Below are 19,377 nucleotides of genomic sequence, written 5' to 3'. Positions count from 1 at the left end.
CAGAAGCTAGAAACTGGAAGTTTTTAAAACTCATTCTAATTTTAAGTGTATTTTTGTAGTATTAGATCGATTTTTAAAACAAATGTTTCATTAAAAACAAATTTTCGCTGGAGTCTATCTTAAGCGAAGTCGAAAGACAGAAAACATATGAATTATTTTTCTTCAAATTTTAAACTTGGTATTCTTGGTGGCGGACAACTTGGCAAAATGCTACTCACCGAAACTAGAAAACTAGATATTTACACCTGTGTTTTAGACGGAAGCACAGAAGCACCTTGTAAAATAGGAAGCAATGAATTTCATTTAGGAAGCTTAATGGATTTTGAAACGGTGTACCAATTTGGAAAACAAGTAGATGTACTTACTATAGAAATTGAAAACGTAAATGTAGATGCGCTTGAAAGGTTAGAAAAAGAAGGAGTTACCGTATACCCTTCATCAAAGACGCTCCGCATTATTCAAAATAAAGCAAAACAGAAGTTATTTTATATCGATCATAATTTACCAACTGCACCATTTTCTCGTTTTGCATACCTTTCTGAAATTGAAGACGCTGTAGATAACGGCGGATTACAATTCCCTTTTGTATGGAAAGCCGCACAATTTGGCTATGATGGTAATGGCGTAAAAGTAGTTAGAAGTTTAGAAGATTTAAAAGGGTTAACAACTGGCGAATGTATTGCTGAAGCATTAATTCCTTTTAAAAATGAATTAGCGGTTATTGTTTCTAGAAATGCAAAAGGTGATGTAAAAACGTTTCCTGTTGTAGAAATGGAATTTCATCCAGAAGCAAATCAAGTAGAATATGTAATCTGTCCTGCAAGAATTGATACTGAGATTGCTGAAAAAGCAGAAGAAGTAGCTTTAAAAGCATCCCAAGCATTTAAACATGTTGGTTTGTTGGCTGTTGAAATGTTTTTAACGCAAGACAATAAAATATTAATCAACGAAGTAGCACCAAGACCACACAATTCTGGACATCAAACTATTGAGGCGAATTATACTTCGCAGTTTGAGCAACACATAAGAGCCATTTTAAATTTACCTTTAGGAAGCACAGCAAATAAAGGTGGTGGAATCATGGTAAATCTTGTTGGCGCCGAAGGGTACACAGGAAGTGTTGTTTATGAAAACATGGAAGCCATTATGAATATGGAAGGTGTAACACCTCATATTTATGGTAAAAAAGAAACACGCCCTTTTAGAAAAATGGGACATGTTACTATTGTAAATCAAGATATCAACGAAGCACGTAAAATTGCGGAACAGGTTAAGAATACGATAAAAGTGATTAGCGAGTAAATCGAAACAATCAAATTGGATACCTAGTATCCTTTCGGAATTTAAATATTTGAAATTTATTATGAAAGTAGGAGTAATCATGGGAAGTAAAAGTGATCTTCCAATAATGCAAGAAGCTATCGATATTTTAAAAAGCTTCGATATAGAAGTAGAAGTAGATATTGTTTCGGCACACAGAACACCAGAAAAAATGTTCGATTATGGTAAAAACGCGCATAAAAAAGGCATTGTTGTTATCATTGCCGGAGCTGGAGGAGCTGCACATTTACCAGGAATGATTGCATCTTTATCGCCACTTCCTATTATTGGCGTTCCTGTAAAAAGCAGTAATTCTATAGATGGTTGGGATTCTGTTTTGTCTATTCTTCAAATGCCTGGAGGAGTGCCTGTAGCGACAGTAGCTTTAAATGGAGCAAAAAACGCAGGAATACTTGCAGCACAAATTATTGCAACTTCCGATAAATTAGTACTAGATAAAGTAATTGCGTATAAAGAAAGCTTAAAAGTTAAAGTAATAGAATCTGCAAAAGGTCTATAACCAAATAACCCCAAGATTGCTCTTGAGGTTATAACGCTATTAATCAATTTTCTTAAACATGAGATTGAACTCATATGAAAAAACTTATGCAAAGGTTCAACTATTTCATGTTATTCTTAATGAAAAGGAGAGTCAATTCAGATTTTTAGATGAAAAGCACATAAATCAGTTAAAATGCAAATCAAGTGTTTTTAAAAATAAAAAAAACCTTGATTTGCATCAAGGTTTTTCGCTATTAATCAATAATTTTATCAACGAGTAACCAGCTCTTATATGAAAAAATCAATACAAAGATAGAGATTACATGCTATGCATGCATAATAAAATCTACATTTAACATAAATTTAAAAGATGTACAAGAATATACTTACAGAAAAATTCACCACAGCCTTTCAAACCGCTCCTTTTTCTAAAATAGCAACTACCGATTACCTTCCTGCTTTTACACTAGGAATAAAAAATGCAAAAGCAGAAATAGATGCTATTGTTACTAATCCGGAAGCTCCCACTTTTGAAAATACCATAGAAGCTTTAGATTTTTCGGGCGAACAATTAGATAGAATATCCAGCATATTTTTTAATCTGAACTCTGCCGAAACCAATGATGAAATTCAAAAAATCGCACAAGAAGTTTCGCCTTTACTTTCCGATTTCGGGAACGACATAACATTAAATCAAGATTTATTTAAACGTGTAAAAGCCGTTTATACTAAAAAAGCGGAATTAAATTTAAGCACAGAACAAGAAACGCTTTTAGATAAAAAATATAAAAGTTTCTCTAGAAACGGAGCCAATTTAGCCGAAGACAAAAAACAAGAACTTCGTGCTATAGATAAAGAACTTAGTAAACTAAAATTAAAGTTTGGCGAAAATGTTTTAGCAGAAACCAACAAGTTTGAAATGCTAATTACCAAGGAAGCCGATTTAGCAGGATTGCCAGAAGGCGCTAAAGAGGCTGCAAAACAGCTCGCAGAATCTAAGGAAAAAGAAGGATGGCTTATTACTTTAGACTATCCTAGTTATATTCCATTTATGACGTATGCTGACAATCGTGAGCTGCGTGAAAAACTGTCATTAGCTGGTGGAAGTAAAGCGTTTCATAACGATGCTTTAGATAATCAAAATAACGTTTTACAAATAGCAACGCTTCGTTTTAAAAGAGCAAATCTTTTAGGTTATCAAACACATGCGCATTTTGTTTTAGAAGAACGTATGGCAAAAACGCCAGAAAAAGTAAAAAGTTTTTTAAACGAATTATTAGAAAAAGCAAAACCAGCTGCAAATCTAGAATATACGAATCTGGAGAATTTTGCTAAAGAGCTAGACAGCATTGATACCTTACAAAAATGGGATTCTGGTTATTATTCCGAAAAACTAAAACAAAAGTTATTCAACTTAGACGACGAACAACTAAAACCATACTTTAAATTAGAAAACGTCATTGAAGGTGCTTTTACTATTGCGAACAAATTATTTGGTTTACAATTTGAAGAAATTCATACTATCGATAAATATCACGAAGATGTTTTAACCTATAAAGTAAAAGATGAAAACGGCGAATTAGTTTCTATTTTCTATGCCGATTTCTTCCCAAGAAAAGGAAAACGAAATGGTGCATGGATGACTAGTTACAAACCGCAAAGCATCAAAAATGGTGTTAATGATAGACCGCATGTTTCTATAGTTTGTAATTTCACAAAACCTACAAAAAGTAAACCATCGCTTTTAACCTTTAATGAAGTAACCACTTTATTTCATGAATTCGGACATGCATTACATGGTATGCTTGCCAACACAACGTATCCAAGTTTATCTGGAACCAGTGTATTTTGGGACTTTGTAGAATTACCAAGTCAAGTTTTAGAAAACTGGTGTTATGAAAAAGAAGCATTAGAACTTTTTGCTAAACATTATGAAACAGGAGAAGTAATTCCTATGGAATTGGTGGAGAAAATAAAAGAATCTGCAACCTTTCATGAAGGTATGCAAACCATGCGACAAATAAGTTTTGGCTTATTAGATATGTCTTGGCATGCCGAAGACCCTTCAAAAATCACAAATGTAAAAGCGCACGAAAATGCTTCCTTTGGTGATACGCAATTATTTCCAGACGTTGCAGAAAATTGTATGAGTACAGCCTTTTCACATATATTTCAAGGCGGTTATTCTTCTGGATATTATAGTTACAAATGGGCCGAAGTTTTAGATGCGGATGCTTTTGAGTATTTTAAAGAAGCAGGTATTTTCAACAAAACCGTAGCTACTAAATTTAAAGAAAATGTATTAAGTCAAGGTGGAACAGATAACCCAATGACACTTTACAAACGCTTTAGAGGTCAAGAACCAAAACCTGAAGCTTTATTAAAAAGAGCTGGTTTAATTAAATAAAAAAAAACATGAAGCTAAAACACATATTGACCGTACTAATTTTAATGCTTTCTATAAGTATGATGCAAGCACAAAAAATTAAAATTAAAAAAGGAGTTATCTATGTGGATGGAACGGAATGTTTATCGACAGAAGGTTATCCTGTAAAAACCTCTTTTTATGATTTGGATGGCGAAGAAATTATTTTCATGAAATATCTGGAGACTAAACGAGGTGAGAGCTATGCGAAAGTAACTTTTTTAGATGAGAAGCTTTCCTTGACCTCCAAATCGATTATCTTCACTAGAAAAATGCTTTTAAGGAGACTTTTAGCTAGTAAGGTTATAGAAAACTGTAAACTCAATCCAGATAAGATAGCGCGTTTTATTTTAAAGTTTGATGAGCAAGTGGAAAAAGAAGATATTCATGTAAATGTAACTATTGATAGAGATTAAGATATGAAATTAGACATTCCGAATTGGATTATTATTCTCGGTGGAATTGGTCAGATTTTCACAGCATTAATTTACCCGTACATAAGACATCACGTTTTTGATTGGTATACGGATGTAAAGCAGCTAAAGCCTTTAAACCAAGAAATCGCAAAAACCTATGGCAGATATATTCAAGGTTTAAATTTTTCATTTGGATTAATTGCTATTCTAATACCTTCGGATTTAAAAAACCATACGAATCTGGCAATTGCATTAACGGGTTTAATTGCTGCCTATTGGGTTGGAAAGGTATTAACGCAAATCGCATATTACCCTATGTATGATATTCCGCAGAAAAAAATATTCAAAATCGGAAGCTATTTCATGAATACTTTATTTGTATTTTTCGCAGTAGTTTATTCGCTTTTAGTTATTGTGAATATAACAAATCATTAAAACCATGAAAACAATACTTATCGCTGGAGGAACAGGTTTTATTGGTCAGACCTTAGAAAAGCATTTTACCAGTAAAGGCTATTCTGTAAACATATTAAGCAGAAGTCCGAAACGTGAAAATGAAATTTATTGGGATGCCAAAACGATGGAAGATTCTTGGGTTTCCCATCTTGAAAATTTAGATGTACTTATTAACCTTACCGGAAAAACAATTAATTGCAGATTTACAGATGCGAATAAAAAAGCAATAAAAGAATCTAGAGTTGTCTCTACACAACTTCTCGGACAAGCTATTGACTGCTGTGAAAATCCACCGAAAATATGGATGAACTCCTCCACTACTTCTATATATAAAGAAGCCTTTACAGAAGAAAGAACCGAAGACAGCACAGTATTTGGAAACGATTTTGAAAGCGAAGTCGCAAAAGTTTGGGAAAAAGCATTCTACAAAACAGAAAACCCACAAACAAGAAAAATTGTTTTACGTACTTCTATCGTATTAGGCAATGACGAAGGTGCTTTTGTGCCGCTAAAAAAACTAACACAATTTGGTTTAGGAGGAAAACAAGGCAGCGGAAAACAAAAAGTAAGTTGGATTCATCAAACCGATTTTGCACGAGCTGTAGATTTTCTAATTCATAAAGAAAATGCTAAAGGCGCTTATAATTTTTGTGTTCCAAAACCAACAGACAATGCTACGATGATGAAAGATTTTAGAAAAACATTAGGCGTTCCGATTGGCATTCCTAGTCCGAAATTCATCCTAGAAATTGGTGCTTTATTTATGCAAACAGAACCCGAACTCATTTTAAACAGTAGAAATGTGGTGCCGAAAAAACTTTTAGAAAGTGGTTTTACATTTCAATTTCCAACAATTACTTCCGCTATAAAAAACTTAATCGGTTAGATATAAATCCTTTTGCTTACTTTTGTTGAAAATTAGCTAAAAAAAGAATATGCCAAAACACGTAATAGATCCAAATAAGTGGATTGATTTATATTCAGATTATCTATTCAACTACACTATTTCTCGTGTTAACGATAGAGATTTGTCTAAAGACTTGGTTCAAGATACTTTTTTTGCTGGTTTAAAATCGATGAAAAATTTTAAAGGAGAAGCAAGTGAACGTACTTGGTTAATTTCTATTTTAAAGCGAAAAATTATAGATTATTACCGAAGAATAAACTCTAACAAAGGAAAAGCAGAAGTTAGAATGAGCTATAATAGCGATACAGAATCGGAAGGCGACTGGCTAGAAGAACGTGTTGCCGATCCCTTTGATAAAAATGCAGAAAGTGTTATCGAAAACGAAGAACTAGGCGAAGCTATCTATAGTTGTCTGTCTAAACTCCCCGAAAAACAAGCCACTGTTTTTAAAATGAAAACGATAGAAGGAATAGATACCGAAACTATTTGTAATGAACTAAACATTACAGCGTCTAACCTGTGGGTTATCATCCATAGAGCAAGAACGGCAATGGCATCTTGTATGGAGAAAAATTGGTTTTAATTATGAATACACAAATGAATATAAATAAAGCTTGCGAAAAAGCAAATCATGTTTGTGATAAATCGCAATATAAAGAAGCATCTCTTTTAGAAAAAATGAAGCTCACACTTCACCTAGCATTTTGCAAAGCTTGCAGAAAATACTCAAGCAACAATAAAAAGCTTACCAAAAAAATGCATAATGCGAATGTAGAATGTATGCATAAACAAGAAAAAGAGGCTTTAAAACAAAACCTATCTAAGGCCATAAAAGAGCAACAAAACTAGCCCTAAAATTGGCAGACCTTCCACAAAAAAAGAACTATAATACTTCGACTGATTTTTTCTAGCCAATACTACAAACAATAAAGTTATTAGTGTAAATAGGCCTAAAATAAATACATTTCCACTACTAGTTTGATTCTTGAAAAATTCTAACAAGAAGAAAACAACTAACAATAAAACGCCAATAATTTTGGTTTTTCGTATTCCAATACGTTGCGGAATGGTAGATAATTTCAAACTATCGTACTGTAAATCTCTTATTTCAAAAGGAATCATAAGTACTAAAACAAAAATAAAACGTTGTAAAGTAGTTAAAAGAACATCCGCAGTTATAGCAATCTCATTATCTATAACAGGAAGTAATACCGTTACAGCACACCAAACCATACCAATAACATAAATTTTCAATCCGCCTATCTGCCTTAGGTTTTGGTTACTATCCACAAATATATTTCTTGGTAAAAAAGGAATCGCATAAAAAAAAGTAATAGCACCAAGAAGCACAATATACAGCCATGTTTTTATTTCTAGCATAAAAGTATAATAGCACAATGCCACAAAACAGAGAAACGAAAACACCTGAATAACCTTCAATTTATTTGCTAAACTTCTATGATGAAACTTTGCCAAGCCAAAGTATTTTACAAAATTATAACCCGTTATGGTTGCAAAAAAATTAAACCATAACACCGTAGTATCATAAGAAGTCCCAAATTCTAAAAGTGTGATCCACGTTAAAGCACAGACACTTAAAGCCACATGAATACTCGCGTTTATATAAAAATCGAAAAGGTGTTTTAATATTCGCATATAGCAAAGTTACACAAACTGTTAATAAAGAAGTTATTTGGTTAAAAACTTTCATAATTCAAAACTAAAATGCCTTATAATTTCCGTATTTTTGCGCCTGAAAATAACACGCTTTATTTTTTACTAAATAAGGCCAACAATAAATTGTAATTTCCGCGAAAGCGGGAATCTAACACAACTTTTTAAGCATGAATACAAACGCTTTTGCACTACGTCATATTGGTCCTAGAGAAGAAGACCAAAAATCAATGCTAAAAACTATTGGTGTAGATAGTTTAGACCAACTTATCTACGAGACTATTCCAGATGATATTAGATTAAAAAAAGACCTGGAATTAGAGGCAGCCATGAGTGAGCAAGAATATTTAGGATACCTAAATGAGGTTGCTAAAAAAAACAAAGTTTACAAAACATATATTGGTTTAGGATACCATCCAACTATTTTACCGGCAGTTATTCAACGTAACATTTTAGAAAATCCGGGTTGGTATACTGCCTACACACCGTATCAAGCGGAAATTGCACAAGGTCGCTTAGAAGCACTTCTAAATTACCAAACCATGATTACGGACCTAACAGGAATGGAACTTGCAAACGCATCGCTTTTAGATGAAAGTACTGCTGCTGCTGAAGCCATGAGCTTATTATTTGCAGTTAGAGAACGTTCACAAAAAAAAGCAGGAATACATAAGTTTTTTGTTTCTGAAAATATTTTACCACAAACACTTTCCTTATTACAAACTAGATCGAATCCTATTGGTGTAGAACTTGTTGTTGGTGATGAAAATACTTTTGATTTTTCTTCGGAATTCTTTGGAGCAATCTTACAATATCCAGGAAAAAACGGACAAGTATCCGATATTAAATCTTTTATAGCTAAAGCGAATGAAGCACAAATAAAAGTTGCTGTTGCAGCCGATATTTTAAGCTTAGTAAAATTAGAAGCTCCTGGAAAATTTGGTGCAGATGTAGTACTTGGAACCACACAACGTTTTGGAGTCCCAATGGGTTATGGTGGACCACACGCTGCATATTTTGCAACAAAGGAAACTTACAAACGTGATATTCCTGGGCGTATTATTGGTGTTACTAAAGATGTAAACGGAAACAGAGCTTTACGTATGGCTTTGCAGACTCGAGAACAACATATAAAAAGAGATAGAGCAACATCTAATATTTGTACTGCGCAAGTATTACTAGCCGTTATGGCTGGAATGTATGCTGTATATCACGGTCCAAAAGGCCTACAATTTATAGCGAACCAAGTGCATAATGCAGCTTCAGCTTTAGCTGAATCTCTAGAAAAGTTAGGTTTTAAACAAACTAATACTTCTTATTTTGATACGCTTCAAATTAAAACCAAAGCTAAAAAAGTAAAGAAAATAGCAAAAGACAAAAAAGTAAACTTTTACTATCCAGATAAAAAAACGGTAACTATTTCTATAAACGAAACAACTTCGGTTAAAGATATAAACACGATCATTTCTGTTTTTGCTAAAGTTGCGGATAAAAAAGCATTTACCATTTCTTCTTTTACGGAAGCAAATAATATTGACAAAGAACTGCAAAGAACTACCGATTTCTTAACACTAGATATTTTTAATTCGCACCATTCTGAAACGGAATTAATGCGTTACATTAAAAAATTAGAACGTAAAGATTTATCTTTAAATCATTCTATGATTTCACTTGGTTCTTGTACTATGAAATTAAATGCAGCAGCAGAAATGCTACCTTTAAGCCAATCAGAATGGGGAAGTATTCATCCTTTTGTGCCATTAAAACAAGCTAGAGGTTATGCTACTATTTTAAAAGAATTAGAAGACCAACTTACAGAAATCACTGGCTTCGCAGCAACATCATTACAACCAAATTCTGGTGCTCAAGGAGAGTTTGCAGGTTTAATGGTCATAAAAGCATATCATGAATCTCGTAAAGACAATCATAGAAACATTTGTTTAATACCTAGTTCTGCACATGGTACAAACCCAGCAAGTGCAGTAATGGCAGGAATGAAAGTAGTGGTTACAAAATCTACAGATGAAGGAAATATAGATGTGGAAGATTTACGTGAAAAAGCAATTTTACACAAAGATAATTTATCTTGTTTAATGGTAACGTATCCATCGACTCACGGTGTTTATGAAGCTTCTATAAAAGAAATCACCAAAATTATCCATGATAATGGAGGTCAAGTTTATATGGATGGAGCAAATATGAATGCTCAAGTAGGATTAACCAATCCTGGAAATATTGGCGCAGATGTTTGTCACTTAAACTTACACAAAACCTTTGCTATTCCCCATGGAGGTGGAGGTCCTGGCGTTGGACCAATATGTGTTGCAAAACAATTGGCTCCTTTTTTACCAGGAAACCCAATCATTAAAACGGGAGGAAAAAAGGCTATTACTGCAATTTCCTCTGCTCCTTTTGGATCTGCTTTAGTCTGTTTGATTTCTTATGGTTACATAAAAATGTTAGGAGCAAAAGGATTAACAGCATCTACTAAAATAGCAATATTAAACGCCAACTATATTAAAACGAGATTAGAGGGTCATTTTGACACGTTATATTCTGGTGAACGTGGTCGCGCAGCACATGAAATGATTGTGGACTGTCGTGCTTTTAAAGCGAATGGTATTGAAGTTACAGATATTGCGAAACGTTTAATGGATTATGGTTTTCATGCACCAACAGTATCTTTCCCAGTGGCAGGAACTTTAATGATTGAGCCTACTGAAAGTGAAAGCAAACAAGAAATAGATCGTTTTTGTGATGCTATGATTTCTATTCGAAAAGAAATAAACCTAGCAACTAAAGAGGATGCAAATAATCCTTTAAAAAACGCACCACATACATTAGCCATGGTAACTGCTAATGATTGGGATTTCCCTTATACAAGAGATACTGCTGCATATCCTTTAGAATATGTACAGGATAATAAATTTTGGCCAAGCGTAAGACGTGTTGATGATGCTTACGGAGACCGTAATTTAATATGCACATGTGCTCCTATTGAGGCATATATGGACGCAAACTAACGGTTGAACATCGTAAATAATTAATTAATTAAAATTGCCTTTAATTTTTACTGCTTATCTTAGCGGATAAACAATTAAAGGCAATCCTTTTTTTATGAATATCAAAATTACCGGAACAGGAAGTTATATACCAAGCACTATAGAAAAAAATGAAGATTTTTATAATCATGAATTTTTAAATGCAGATGGTTCTAAAATAAACAGTTCAAATGAAATTATCGTTACTAAATTTAAAGCGATAACAGGAATTGAAGAAAGACGTTACGCAAAGCCTGAATTGGTAAATTCAGACATTGCTTTTTATGCGGCAGAAAAGGCTATTGCTGACGCCAAAATTGACAAAGAGACTTTAGATTATATTATTGTAGCTCACAATTATGGAGACGTAAAACATAATACCCAACAAAGTGATACGGTACCAAGTATAGCTTCTCGTGTAAAACACTTGTTACAAATTAAAAATCCAAAATGTGTTGGGTACGATTTACTTTTTGGATGTCCAGGTTGGATTGAAGGAGTAATACAAGCCAATGCATTTATTAAGGCAGGAATAGCAAAACGCTGTTTGGTTATCGGATCGGAAACGTTATCCAGAGTTATAGATAAACATGATCGAGATTCTATGATATATAGTGATGGCGCTGGAGCAGTTATTGTTGAAGAATCTGCGGAAGAAGGAGGAATTATTAGTCATGAATCTGCAACTTTTGCCTTAGACGAAGCGCATTTCATTTATTTTGGGGAAACCAATAAACTAGAAAATGCGAGCCAACGTAAATACATTAAAATGTATGGCAGAAAGATTTATGAATTTGCCTTAACTAACGTGCCATTAGCATTAAAATCTTGTTTAGACAAAAGTGGATATTCTATCCATGATGTCAAAAAAATATTGATTCACCAAGCAAATGAAAAAATGGATGAAGCGATTGTAAATCGTTTTTACAAGCTTCATAACATGGAAACGCCAGAAGGTATTATGCCCATGTCTATAGGCATGCTCGGTAATTCTAGCGTAGCGACGGTTCCTACTTTATATGATATGATTTTAAAAGGTAAACTGGAAAATCAAGAAATCAAAAAAGGAGATATCATTATGTTTGCAAGTGTTGGCGCTGGTATGAATATTAACGCAATAGTTTACAAGCACTAAAAGGCAAGATTTCTTAAATTCACAAGATTTTCACTAACGTGGAAAATAAATATGTACGAACAAACATTTCCGCATAAACGATACAAGCTTACTTATCAGTTTTTAGAAAAACACATTTCTAAATCCGAATCTATTTTAGATTTAGGTGTAGCAAATCCGTTTACTAAAATATTAAAAGAGAATAGTTTTTCTGTTGAAAATACAAAAGGTGAAGATTTAGACATAGATACCTCTGCTATTAAAAACACAGAAGCTACGGTAGTTACTGCTTTTGAAATTTTTGAACATCTACTCTCTCCTTTTACCGTTTTACAAGCTATAAAAGCAGATAAACTAGTGATAAGTGTTCCACTTCGGTTATGGTTTTCTTCCGCTTATAGAAGTAAAACAGACAAATGGGACAGGCATTACCACGAGTTTGAAGATTGGCAATTAGATTGGCTATTAGAAAAAACAGGATGGAAAATTATAGATAGGCAAAAATGGACTAATCCTACCAAAAAAATAGGAATCCGACCAATTCTACGCTGGTTTACACCTAGATATTATATTGTGTATGCTGAACGCATATAAAACTTCAAAAAACTAAATTCCAAAAAATAAGATAACTTTGCATTCTAAATCTTAAACTTTGAATATATCCATTGTCATTCCTGCACATAACGAGGAAAAGTTTATTGAAAAAACTTTAGTTTCTTTGGTCAATCAAACGTTGCGTCCGAAGCAACTTGTGATTGTAAATGATAATTCTACAGACAAAACACAAAAGATAGTTTCGTATTATTTATCCAAATACAGCTGGATATCTCTTGTAAATATTAATTCTTCAGACGCCCATTTACCTGGCACTAAAATTATCAATGCTTTTTATAAAGGCTTCGAAATTCTAGATACCAACTATGATGTGATTTGTAAATTTGATGCAGATTTAATCTTTCCGAATAATTATTTAGAGCAATTAGCGAATCATTTTAATGCAAATAAGAAATTAGGAATGGCTGCTGGTTTCTGTTACATTGAAAAAAACAACCAATGGATTTTAGAAAACCTAACCAGAAAAGATCATATTCGAGGTGCTTTAAAAGCCTATAGAAAGGATTGTTTTGAGCAAATAGGAAAACTAAAACCTTCGATGGGTTGGGACACTGTGGATGAGCTATTATCTAAATATTACGATTGGGAAATTTTAACCGATGAAACGCTACATGTTAAGCATTTAAAACCAACTGGAATAAGCTATAATAAAGCATCTAAACACATGCAAGGAGAAGCGATGTATAAAATGCGTTACGGATTTATAATCACACTAATCTCTGCGTTAAAATTGGCATATAAAAAAGGGAGTTTTACTTTATTTCAAGACTATATGTCTGGTTATTTCAAAGCGAAAAACAATAAAACAGAATATCTAGTTACCGAAGATCAAGGTACCTTTATTAGAAAATTGCGTTGGGAAGGAATTTTGAATAAATTTAGTTAAAGATTCTTCGACTGTGCTCAGCATGCCATCCGAATTATACTAAAAACTCCAATCTTTATAATCTGCTGAAGCTTCTAATTTATTTTCTACAGTATCCTCTAATTCGCTAAAGAAATCGATTCCGGTTAATGCTTCCACTTCATCTACAGAAACCACAAAGTTGTATAAAGGCTCCTTAGAATCTTTATGAGGCATTAAGAAAGCAAGTACTTTCGTTGTCCCCGAATTCGTATCAATCAATACTTTATAAAACTGATTTGGAACCGATACTTTTTCGGCACCAATTGTTTTCATACTTCCTTTTAAAACACCTCCAGAAACTACAAAAACACCATCATACTTACTTGCCCAATATCTAGTTTTTTGTTCTAATCTATTCCAAATACCTGCGTTAAAGTCATGTTTTTGAGGAGAAATATTAGAAGTTAAAAAAGTTTCGTCATGTGCAAATTTACTATACTTCCTGTCTCCTGCCGGACAAAGATGCCCACGATCATAACCAGATTTTTTATAGTTTCGCCAATGTGCTGCTTTGGTTTTCACTGCTTTGTCTACTTCAAAATAAGGACGTTTAAAATTGGTGCTTGACAAGTGTGATTTCTTTAGTTCATAGGCAACCCATTCTGCTTGTTCATGTGCTTCGCTATAACTTAAACTATATCCTTCGTGATGGACAATCTGACCTGTGGTACTCGTTGGTAAAAAGTATTCGTTGGTGTTGGTTTTTACCGTTCCACCTTGTTCTATGATACCAACTTTAACTTCATTATCAAAATAAGCATCATATCCATAAACCCCAACAAGAATTAGGATAGCAATTACAGAGTATACTTTTTTATTAGCCATTACCTTTTTATAAATTTAAGCTTTATTTTTCGACCAGAAATTTGCATAATTTCTGCAATATACATTCCTGAATTTAAAAAGGAAACATCTATATTTTCTGAATTCACATTACTTAAAGATTTTATATTTTGTCCTAGCAAATTATAAATATGCAAACTTTGAATCTCATTTAAATCTTCTATACCATTTAATACTAATATTTCTTTTTCCATATTATAAAAAACGGAAACTGGATTCGCATTAAAATCTTGTAAAGATAAAGTTTCATTATTTTGATAAACTATTGAAAAACGAGAGACATCTACACTACTGTTTATATTTAAAGTTATTGGGTTATCTATTATATTATAAAACATATTCGTCTCACTATCTTTCAAATAAATAGTTTCATTTTCCGGAAAATTTAAGGTTTCTGTAATCTCAAAAGTATAAGCACCAGAATCGGTAATATGTATTCCTAAAGGTATTTCCTCTAATACATCAAAACGATTAAGCCCTTGAATACATAGCGCATCCTCTGTAATCGCCCAATATATCTCATTAGAAAGTGCATTAAACGTTTTACTATCATAACCATTATTAAAATCCGCATTAGCATTCGTGTCATAACCCAAAGCAATGGTAGACTCGTTGCTACCTGCGTCTTTAAACTTAAGCCAATATTTAATTCGAGTATCTGTAACGTCTTCTTCTGACGTTCTATAAAAAACAGCATCTCCCGAAGACTCTTTTTTAAAGGCACGTTGACTATTTTTAAATACAATGACACCATCTGTATGCGCTTTAACAAAAAAGCTCTGCCCTACAGGAATATAATCTTTCGGACTTCCTTTAGAGGATACTCCTCCATTTACTGGAGCAGGAGAACTTACAGATCCTAATAAATTGTAGGTTGCATAACCACCTTGATATTCGGATAATACATGTGTATCATTGGAAGCAAATTGCTCATAAAAATAAAGGGAACCATCTATTACAGAAAGATTATCATTAATAAATTGCGTAGCATCTAATGCAGAAGGAAATGGATTACCTATTAAAACTTCATCCCCTGCTAATACATTTATAAATATATCTCCGTCGTTTGCTGTACCTTTAAAAGTATATTTTTGTTCTAAAACAGATGTATTTCCAGAACCTTTCATGGTGTAACCAAATCCCGGAAGAATTGGTGTTGTTGGTGTGATATAATGCCAATCTGCATACGTATTGGCTAAGCCATTAAAAGTGTACAACCAACGACTACTCCATTCCATTGGACTAGCTAACGGATTAGCATCATAACTAGTTGTAAACCCAATAGGTGCCGTTTCCGTTTCTAAATAATTTACTTGCCAATTACCATTTCTATGTACTGGAGCACTCCAATAATTATAATTATATAAATTATTAGAACCTTCCTGCGTAATGGTTAAATCACCACTTCCCGAATTTAAAGATGTTCCTGTGTGGTTTTGAATTAATTGCGCTTCCTTTATAAAAGTAATCGTTCCATTATTTAATATCCCATTTTCAACTTCTAATAGTAAACCATCATTAACGTGTAATGTTGCTCCTAACTCAACCTCAACCTCTCTAACATATCCAGATTCACTTAACAATCCTATTGCTCCAGATTGTACTGTTAATTTTAAACAAGAGTCTGTTACTCCTGGTGCATTCCCAATACCAGAACCATTATAATACGATATGCCATCCCAAACAATTTGATCTAAATAGCGTAATGTAAAATAATCTCCATCAGAAAAAGAAACTCCCGATACTGTTGCTGTAGATCCTGAAACTGTTAAATCATAACTTGTTGCAGAAGAAAAACCACTATCACTACCTACTACTAATTGTAATGGTTGGCAACTTTGTTTTTTTGTTACATCTAAAGCGGAAATATTAAAACTAACATTTACAGTTCCTAGGTTTCCAATTTTACTAACGCGCCATTTTGAATCTAGTTGCTCTCTATAATTTACGGTTTCTGTAACAAAATTATAGGAAGAATCTTTGGTGTCTTCTCCCCAAAATAAATAATCTCCATTAGCTAAAGCGGAAGGTGTATGGATTCTAACAATACCAGATCCTTGTGAATCTAAATGCTTACTACCATCTAATGCTTGACCTATTCCTGCCACATGATGGTCAAAATTACCATTAGCACTATCGTCTTGTTTGTATAGATCGTTTAAAGTTAATGCGATATTATATTTTGCGGAAAGATAATTATTAACGATTATGGTTTCTGCTTGATTCAACTTATAATTATATTGAATTAGCTCAGACATTTCACCTTTTGAATAACGACTGTAATCCACATTCATGGTTCCAATTGTTAATGGCTGATTTGAATTTATAATACTCGTACTGCTTTCTGTACTTGTTAACAAAACACTTCCATTTCTAGACATAGAACTTCTAGAGTTAGCAGGTTTACTTCCATCAAAATCAAAACTTAAAATATAATTTTGATCATTAGAAAAAGATGCGGAACTAGTATAACGATTGTTTGAAGTTACAATATCGGTTGTAAGCTTATTATTATATAGAAAAAAGGTATACGCGTAGTTTGAATTAACATTATAAGTTAATCTCTTTCCAACTATAGCGTGCACATTATTACTTGTATAAAGACCTTTTGGTCTAAAGATAGAAAAATAAGTAATTCCAGTAGTACCATCTAAAATATCGGCATCATCCACTTTTAAATAATCTCTAACACCATTAAAGTCCACACTTGGGTAACTATTAAAAGATGAGCTACTAATAAAAGATGGTTGCTCACCGGCAATGGTTTGATTTGCATCATTATTATTACCTGAAGCATCTTGCCAATTAGAAACGGCTTCTCCATCTAATAATTCTAAATCATCTACTTTTAGCCATAAGCCATTTGTAGATACATTACCAACGCCACCTGGACCGGTTTGCGAAAACATATAAATAGGAGCCAATAAAGCAAGAAGCATTATTGGTAATAAGGTTGTTTTAAACATGCTATTAATCTTAGGGAGCGCGAAGGTAAGTCACAAAAACCCTATTAAAAATCATTTAACATTACTCTTAGACCTTATTCGCTAAGAGGATACGTATAGCCGATGATTGGAACCTATACACCCTTTTTACATGTGCAATAGGCCTTAATTTTAAAAAAAAGCCTTTCTAAATTAGAAAGGCTTTTTTTTAAATAGTTCATTTAGTCTCGAAGTTTTTCTAATAATTCTTGTGCTTCCTCAAATTTATAGTTTCCAGAATCTTGAACAATAAGTTCTAGTTGTTTGATACTATTTGCTTTGTCTTCCATTTTTAAATACGTTAGCATTTTATACCAATACCCTTTAGAACTATCTAATGTTTCACTAGAAATTAATTGATTAAAAGCATCGAGAGCCTTTTCGTAATTACCGAGCTCTATATTAGAAATACCATAATATAATAATGCCGTTGCGTTCGTATTGGTAGTCGTTAAAAAGTCTTCAAAATAAACTACTGCTTCCTGATATTCTTTATTTAAAAATGCCTTTTCGCCATTAACCAATAATATGTTATCCGAATCTCCTCGAGAAGTTAATGATGGCAAATTGCTCCAGTCGTTATAATCGGAATAGACCTCTAGATTTGTAGGCGAATCACTAAACACAAAATAACCTACAAATACAATTATACTAGCTGCAATTGCTAAATAAGAGAAGTAGTTTTTTTTATTGAAAGGTCTTTCCTTTACAAAGCTATCATTTACTTTTTTAACAGAAGCTTGGAGTGCTTTTGCTTCGTTACTTTTTAAATAAGACTCCAATTCTACAGTTTCTTCATCCGGATCGACAAAAGACCAATCTTCTTCATTATAATGCGCCTGCATTTCTTTATTAATAGAAATATAGTCTGCTAATTCTTCATTTTCTTGTAAAAGCAGTTCAAAGGCTTTTTTAGCAGGAATAGATAAGGTATCCTTTAGATAATCATCTGCTTGGTTTTGTAGGTTTTCAGACAGGCTCATAGTTCTTTTAATTCTTTAAATCTAACGTCTTTTTTAATCGTTTCGGTTAATTTGTTTTTACACTTAAAAACGCGTTGTCTCACTACAGATTCACTATTATAGTCTAACTCTTCAGCAATTTGCTTATACGGCATTTTATTAAAAAATCGTTTTAAAATTTCTTTACAATTCCCAGAGATCTCTTCTAATTTTTCTTGAAAGAATTCCCAACGTTCTTGTTCTAAAATACTTCTTGCTAATTCACGTTCTTCACTTCCTTGTTCCTTAATAGCATCATTTGTTACCAACCTTTTTCGTTTATTTAATTCACGGCGCCATAAATTTTTACATGCAACAAAGAGATATGCTTCAAAAGAAGAGTTGATTTCAAAGAATTTAACTTGAACACGTGCCATAATTTGCAGCAATGCTTTTTGAAAAACATCCTCTGCATCCGCATGCTGCCCTTTATTCTCCAACACAAAATGTTTTACGTTTGGAAAAACTTCTTGGTAGATTTCTAATATTACCTTTTCATTCTTCTTTTTAAGTCCAGTGATAAAGTAATTAGGGTCTTTCATTTAATTATCTGAAAAAAAATTAATTATTGGGTAACAAATATATATATTTAGGAACGAGTAGTTATAATTTAAAAACGAACAAAATGAAAACAAGATTAATTTTAGTATTAACGTTGAGCTTTGTATTATTTATTGGATGCTCTACTGAAGAAACATTTGTGAATGAAAATGAAGCAGAAACTGTATTCCAAAAGGCTGAAGCTTCTTCTATAACAAAAACAAATTCAGACACATCCACTACTATCAATAATAGACCACAAGGTTGGACTCCTCCTGGTAGAGAAATGGATCCTGTAGATCTCGGACAACCAGATGGAACCATGTTATATATAATAGAATTCACACCTGGCCTTACTATAACCAAAAAGCAAGATGCTAGAGCTAGATATAGACCCTATCTAGGTATTATGGATATAACGATTTGTAACACAAATCCAGATAAAGAAATTTGGACGCTAGACACAGTAACTTATAATGACGATACCATTCCGGCGCCTCCTTATAATTGTTATGCATGCTCTCAAAGCAACACGGAACCAGAAAAAGATGCCCATATTGAACAAGACCCTGATATTATAAGAGCTGCAGTAAGCACAACTAATATCCCTTGCACAGAATAACGTATTGAAAC

18 protein-coding genes are annotated in these 19,377 nt (G+C 33.0%); 13 read left to right on the top strand and 5 right to left on the bottom strand.

Annotated elements, in window-relative coordinates; all coding sequences use genetic code 11:
* Positions 1-147: 147 nt before the first annotated feature.
* The 8 genes from ACVCZW_RS11845 (at position 148) to ACVCZW_RS11810 (ending at position 6,874) form a co-directional block, all read left to right on the top strand.
* Entirely contained in the window at positions 148-1,302 is a 1,155-nt protein-coding gene (locus ACVCZW_RS11845) for a 5-(carboxyamino)imidazole ribonucleotide synthase (protein WP_452232514.1), read from the top strand.
* A 58-nt stretch (positions 1,303-1,360) separates the two neighbouring features.
* Entirely contained in the window at positions 1,361-1,840 is a 480-nt protein-coding gene (purE, locus tag ACVCZW_RS11840; protein ID WP_452232634.1) for a 5-(carboxyamino)imidazole ribonucleotide mutase, read from the top strand.
* Positions 1,841-2,191: 351 nt separating this feature from the next.
* Positions 2,192-4,228, top strand: coding sequence for a M3 family metallopeptidase (locus ACVCZW_RS11835; protein WP_452232513.1), 2,037 nt, complete (start codon positions 2,192-2,194; stop codon positions 4,226-4,228).
* 8 nt (positions 4,229-4,236) lie between these two features.
* Positions 4,237-4,662 carry a hypothetical protein gene (locus ACVCZW_RS11830; protein ID WP_452232512.1) on the top strand — a complete coding sequence of 142 codons (426 nt, stop codon included), beginning with the start codon at positions 4,237-4,239 and terminating at the stop codon, positions 4,660-4,662.
* A 3-nt stretch (positions 4,663-4,665) separates the two neighbouring features.
* Positions 4,666-5,097, top strand: a complete 432-nt coding sequence (locus ACVCZW_RS11825) for a hypothetical protein (protein WP_452228625.1) — start codon at positions 4,666-4,668, stop codon at positions 5,095-5,097.
* Positions 5,098-5,101: 4 nt separating this feature from the next.
* Positions 5,102-6,004 (top strand): TIGR01777 family oxidoreductase, encoded by a 903-nt coding sequence (locus ACVCZW_RS11820; protein ID WP_452232511.1) that lies wholly within the window; start codon positions 5,102-5,104, stop codon positions 6,002-6,004.
* 49 nt (positions 6,005-6,053) lie between these two features.
* The gene (locus ACVCZW_RS11815) at positions 6,054-6,608 is read left to right on the top strand and encodes a sigma-70 family RNA polymerase sigma factor (RefSeq protein ID WP_452228623.1); all 555 of its coding nucleotides are present in this window, start codon (positions 6,054-6,056) and stop codon (positions 6,606-6,608) included.
* 2 nt (positions 6,609-6,610) lie between these two features.
* Complete coding sequence (locus ACVCZW_RS11810) at positions 6,611-6,874, top strand: hypothetical protein (protein WP_452228622.1); 264 nt, start codon at positions 6,611-6,613, stop codon at positions 6,872-6,874.
* On the opposite strand, the gene ACVCZW_RS11805 is transcribed toward ACVCZW_RS11810, so the two are convergent.
* The gene (locus ACVCZW_RS11805; RefSeq protein WP_452228621.1) at positions 6,842-7,681 is read right to left on the bottom strand and encodes a hypothetical protein; all 840 of its coding nucleotides are present in this window, start codon (positions 7,679-7,681) and stop codon (positions 6,842-6,844) included. The genes ACVCZW_RS11810 and ACVCZW_RS11805 overlap by 33 nt on opposite strands.
* Positions 7,682-7,869: 188 nt before the next feature.
* On the opposite strand from ACVCZW_RS11805, the gene gcvP reads away from it, so the two are divergent.
* The 4 genes from gcvP (at position 7,870) to ACVCZW_RS11785 (ending at position 13,355) form a co-directional block, all read left to right on the top strand.
* Positions 7,870-10,722 carry an aminomethyl-transferring glycine dehydrogenase gene (gene gcvP / locus ACVCZW_RS11800; protein ID WP_452232510.1) on the top strand — a complete coding sequence of 951 codons (2,853 nt, stop codon included), beginning with the start codon at positions 7,870-7,872 and terminating at the stop codon, positions 10,720-10,722.
* 94 nt (positions 10,723-10,816) lie between these two features.
* Complete coding sequence (locus tag ACVCZW_RS11795; protein WP_452228619.1) at positions 10,817-11,875, top strand: 3-oxoacyl-ACP synthase III family protein; 1,059 nt, start codon at positions 10,817-10,819, stop codon at positions 11,873-11,875.
* Between the two features lie 51 nt (positions 11,876-11,926).
* Positions 11,927-12,448: a methyltransferase gene (locus tag ACVCZW_RS11790; protein ID WP_452228618.1), complete on the top strand. Its 522-nt coding sequence runs from the start codon at positions 11,927-11,929 to the stop codon at positions 12,446-12,448.
* A gap of 58 nt (positions 12,449-12,506) precedes the next feature.
* A complete protein-coding gene (locus ACVCZW_RS11785) occupies positions 12,507-13,355 on the top strand; it encodes a glycosyltransferase family 2 protein (RefSeq protein WP_452228617.1) in 849 nt (282 codons plus the stop codon).
* A gap of 39 nt (positions 13,356-13,394) precedes the next feature.
* On the opposite strand, the gene ACVCZW_RS11780 is transcribed toward ACVCZW_RS11785, so the two are convergent.
* From ACVCZW_RS11780 to ACVCZW_RS11765, 4 genes are all read right to left on the bottom strand, one after another.
* Positions 13,395-14,201 carry a DNA/RNA non-specific endonuclease gene (locus ACVCZW_RS11780; protein ID WP_452228616.1) on the bottom strand — a complete coding sequence of 269 codons (807 nt, stop codon included), beginning with the start codon at positions 14,199-14,201 and terminating at the stop codon, positions 13,395-13,397.
* Entirely contained in the window at positions 14,201-17,185 is a 2,985-nt protein-coding gene (locus ACVCZW_RS11775; RefSeq protein ID WP_452232509.1) for a T9SS type A sorting domain-containing protein, read from the bottom strand. The genes ACVCZW_RS11780 and ACVCZW_RS11775 overlap by 1 nt, the downstream gene beginning before the upstream one ends.
* Positions 17,186-17,385: 200 nt before the next feature.
* Positions 17,386-18,186: a tetratricopeptide repeat protein gene (locus ACVCZW_RS11770; protein ID WP_452232508.1), complete on the bottom strand. Its 801-nt coding sequence runs from the start codon at positions 18,184-18,186 to the stop codon at positions 17,386-17,388.
* The gene (locus ACVCZW_RS11765) at positions 18,183-18,746 is read right to left on the bottom strand and encodes an RNA polymerase sigma factor (RefSeq protein ID WP_452232507.1); all 564 of its coding nucleotides are present in this window, start codon (positions 18,744-18,746) and stop codon (positions 18,183-18,185) included. The genes ACVCZW_RS11770 and ACVCZW_RS11765 overlap by 4 nt, the downstream gene beginning before the upstream one ends.
* Positions 18,747-18,829: 83 nt before the next feature.
* Between ACVCZW_RS11765 and ACVCZW_RS11760 the strand changes: the two genes are divergently transcribed.
* Positions 18,830-19,366, top strand: a complete 537-nt coding sequence (locus ACVCZW_RS11760) for a hypothetical protein (protein ID WP_452232506.1) — start codon at positions 18,830-18,832, stop codon at positions 19,364-19,366.
* The last annotated feature ends 11 nt before the right edge of the window (positions 19,367-19,377 follow it).

It is taken from the genome of Lacinutrix sp. MEBiC02595 (assembly GCF_053601555.1).
This window is presented reverse-complemented; position numbering and strand designations above follow the sequence as displayed.